The organism is bacterium (assembly GCA_028821235.1).
Lineage (GTDB): Bacteria > Actinomycetota > Acidimicrobiia > Spongiisociales > Spongiisociaceae > Spongiisocius.
This window is the reverse complement of the sequence record JAPPGV010000157.1, coordinates 1-4,097: the sequence shown is the minus strand read 5'-3', so window position 1 is coordinate 4,097 and position 4,097 is coordinate 1. Positions and strand designations below refer to the sequence as shown.

The window sequence follows — 4,097 nt, the reverse complement described above, 5'->3', positions numbered from 1 at the left end:
GGGCCACCGTCTCCTCGCTGCCGGACCTGACAGTCAGCAGCTTGGAGAGGACCCCCCTCAGCGTCTGGTATTTGGGGTCACAGGGTGGGGATGCTCCTACGGTTGTCAAGTCGGTGACGGGGCCGCCTCGTGGGTGTGGAGCCACCTCTGGTATCGGGTAGCGAGTTGGTGGTTGTGGTCACGGCCTAGCTCGAGTTCTGAGATACGGGCGGTGTGGGTTCGGAGGGCTCGGGCGGCCTGGGTGATGGTGACGCCGGCATGTTGGCGGCGGGTGCGCAGTTGGGCGCAGTTCGGGGTTGGTGGCGGGTTAGTGATGAGCCGGTAGATCTCGCGGGCGATGTGCCGCTTGAGACAGCGGATGATCTCCTTTCGGTTCTTCCCCTCACCCTGGCGTCTGGTCACATATTCTTTGGTGGCAGCGTCGGTGCGCATTCTGGTGGTAGCGATCCGCCACAAAGCGTTGTTGGCTTGGCGGTTGCCGCCCCGGTTGAGACGATGCCGGATGGTCTGTCCCGACGACGCCTGGACGGGGCTGACACCACACAGCGCCGCGAAGGACCGTTCCGATTTCATCCGCCCGGGGTTGTCGCCGGCGGCGACCAGCAGCACCGAAGCGGTGTCAGGGCCCACACCGTTGGCGGCCAACAGGGCCGGGTTCGCCTTAGCGCAGAGACGACGGATCTCGACATCGAGTTCGCCGATCTCAGCGTCGAGGGCCTGGTATCGACGGGCCAAGTGCCGCAGCGCCCTCTTCGCATACGCGGCCGTGGTCTGTGCTTCACCAGGACGCCAGCGGGCACAAACCCGGACCTGTGCTCGGAGCCCCAGGCCCCTGAGCCGACATTTGACCTGCTCAGGGGCACCAACGATCACAGAATGGATCTGGTTCGCCGCCTGTGTGCGGGCCTTGGCTGCGGAGCGGCGGGCCACCAACAGCATCCGGAGGCACTCAACCGGCCCATCACCCGACTTCGGAACCGCAACTGCATCCCCGCTAGCAGCCGCCCGAGCTGCTCCCTCGGCGTCCACGCTGTCAGACTTGCCACCTCGCTGGCGGCGCAGCTGACGGTTGGGGCGGTTCACCTCCACCACCTCGATCCCGGCTGCGGTCAGATAACGGGCGAGGCCAGCGCCGTAGCTGCCGGTCCCTTCCACCCCGACCCGAACCAGCCGACCCGCCGAGCCGAACCAGGCGACCATACGCTGATACCCAGCTCCATCCGCTGGGAACGACTCCGACCCCAACAGGCGACCAGCGCCATCCACCACCGCCGCAACGTGGGTGTCACGATGGGTGTCAACCCCACCGAAAACATCAACCCGATCCTCCGACACGACCCACCTCCCCGTGGACTACCGTTACTACCTAGAAGGGTTCCGGCCAAAAGCAGCGGACAATACACTCAGGGTGCTGACAAGCTAAGGCTCCTACAAGGTCACATCCGCTTCGAGCCGCAACCCCGCCCCCGGACCGGGGGGACAGGCCGACAGATCCCCACAAAGGCACTCCACGCCAAATTTCACTAGGGTCAGACCCGCCCCCCGGTCCACGGGGCCACCCGCATCATCGCAGTGGCCACCTAAGAAACGGGGCACCCTCCACTATGAGTGAAATTCACTGATCGAGACCGGGGAATCTCGACGATCGTCAACAACCAGAACCGGGGCCGGCGATGAGCAGAGACACCGTCTACCAACAGCTCCGGGGCCATTTGGCCTACCTCAAACTGGCGGCAGCTGCCGAGGCCCTCCCCAACCACCTCGAAGCCGCCCACCAGACCAACACCAGCCATACCGAGTTTCTCGAGGGCCTACTTCGGGTCGAGGTCGAAGCCACCGAGACCCGACGCTGGAACGGCCGGATGCGGTTCGCGAACTTCCCAACCGCCTGGCAACTCGAAGACTTCGACTTCGCCGCCCAGCCCAGCGTCGATGAGAAACTCGTCCGAGAGCTCGCCACAGGCGCGTATCTGGCTGACGCGACCAACGTGTTGTTCATCGGCCCGCCAGGTGTCGGCAAAACCATGCTGGCAGTCATCCTGGGCCGGGCAGCGGTCGACACCGGCCATCGGGTTTACTACACCACCGCCGCTGACCTGGCAGCCCGCTGCCGCAAAGCCGCCCTCGAAGGCCGCTGGGCCCCAACCATGCGGTTCTTCTCCGGCCCCACAGTGCTCATAATCGATGAACTGGGCTATCTGCCCATGCCTGCAGAAGACGCCGCTTCGCTGTTCCAGGTCATCTCCCGCCGCTACCAGAAGGGCTCAATAATCCTGACCACCAACCGCAGCGTCGCCGCCTGGGGAGACATCTTCTCCGACACCACCATCGCCGCTGCCATGTTGGACCGGCTACTCCACCGAAGCGTCGTCTTCACCATCTCCGGAGACAGCTACCGGCTACGCGCCTACCAGGCCCAAGCACGGAAACAGCGACCGAAAGGAGCCGCGAACTAGACTCACCCACACACCCGGGGTGAGGAAATCCGCTGACCAACTCTGGGGATGCTCCTATCGTTGTCAAATCGGGGCCGGGGCCGCCGTGTGGGTGTGGAGCCAGGTGTGGTATCGGGTGGCGAGTTGGTGGTTGTGGGTGCGGCCGAGTTCGAGTTCGGAGATACGGGCCGGGCGGGTTCCGAGAGCTTGGGCGGCTTGGCTGACGGTGATGCCGGCGTGTTGGCGTCGGCTGCGTAGCCGGGCGTAGTTCGGGGTTGGTGGCGGGTTAGTGATGAGCCGGTAGATCTCTCGGGCGATGTGCCGTTTCAGGCAGCGGATGATCTCCCGCTGATTCTTGCCTTCGGCTTCTCGTTTGGTCACATAGGCTTGGGTGCGGGCGTCGTTGCGCATCCGGGTGGTCGCGATCCGCCACAAAGCGTTGTTGGCTTTGCGGTTACCGCCCCGGTTGAGACGATGCCGGACCCTTTGTCCGGATGATGCTTGGATCGGGCTGGCTCCGCATAGCGCAGCGAACGACGCTTCTGTGCCCATTCGCTCCGGGTTGTCCCCGGCCGCGACCAGCAGCACCGAAGCGGTGTCAGGGCCCACACCTTCTGCAGCTAACAACGCCGGGTTTGCCTCGGCGCAGAGACGGCGGATGTCTTCGTCGAGTTGGGCTATTTCTGTGTCGAGGGTCTGGTATCGGCGGGCCAGGCGCCGCAGGGCACGCTTGGCGTAGGTGGTGGTCGTGTGGTCTGTGCCAGGTCGGAAAGCGGCGCAGACCCGAACCCGGGCTCGGGTATTGAGGTCCTTTAGCTGACGTTTCACCTGCTCAGGAGCGGTAACGGCCAGAGAGTGGATTTGGTTGGCGGCCTGGGTGCGGGCCTTGGTAGCGGAACGGCGGACCACCCGGAGCATCCGTATGCACTCAACCGGCCCATCAGCGGACTTGGGAACCGCTCTAGTGTGGCCCGAGGCAGCCGCCCGAGCTGCCGCCTCGGCGTCTACGCTGTCCGACTTCCCGCCTCGCTGGCGGCGGAGTTGACGGTTTGGACGATTCACCTCCACCACCTCGATGCCCGCCGCAGCCAGATGCCGGGCCAGGCCAGCACCGTAACTACCACATCCTTCTACCCCGACCCGGACCAACTCGCCCTCGGCTCGCATCCAGGCGACCAACCGCCGATACCCGCCAGGGTCGGCCGCGAACGGCTCGGAGCCGACCACCCGGCCGACACCGTCCACCACCGCTGCCACATGGGTATCCCGATGGGTGTCAACCCCACCCCAGACTTCGATCCCCGTTCCTGACACGACCTACCTCCCAATGGACTACGTTCTTGCTTCAAAGAGGGTTTCGGGCCAAAGCGGCGGACAGAACACTCAAGGTGCGGACCTTCCACAAGGCTCCTACCAGGTCACATCCGCTTCCAACCAGAACCCCGCCCCCGGACCGGGGGGACAGGCCGACAGATCCCCACCAAGGCAACGCAACCACGCGCCGGATTTCAGTTGGGTCAGACCCGCCCCCCGGTCCCCGGGGGGCCACCCGTCATACTCGCAGCGGCCCCACCAAACAGGGCACCTCCAGTATGAGTGAATTTCAAGTGATGGCGATCAGGGTGGTCGAGGGCGTAGTTGTATGCCTCCTTTTGAAGCCGT

At 64.8% G+C, this 4,097-nt stretch carries 1 protein-coding gene and 2 pseudogenes; 1 reads left to right on the top strand and 2 read right to left on the bottom strand.

Going from position 1 to position 4,097, the window contains the following annotated elements:
• Positions 1-309: 309 nt before the first annotated feature.
• Positions 310-1,335, bottom strand: a pseudogene (locus OXK16_16280) (IS110 family transposase).
• Positions 1,336-1,673: 338 nt separating this feature from the next.
• On the opposite strand from OXK16_16280, the gene istB reads away from it, so the two are divergent.
• Complete coding sequence (gene istB / locus OXK16_16275; protein MDE0377497.1) at positions 1,674-2,456, top strand: IS21-like element helper ATPase IstB; 783 nt, start codon at positions 1,674-1,676, stop codon at positions 2,454-2,456.
• A gap of 267 nt (positions 2,457-2,723) precedes the next feature.
• On the opposite strand, the pseudogene OXK16_16270 reads toward istB, so the two are convergent.
• Positions 2,724-3,749: pseudogene (locus OXK16_16270) on the bottom strand (IS110 family transposase).
• Positions 3,750-4,097 lie beyond the last annotated feature (348 nt).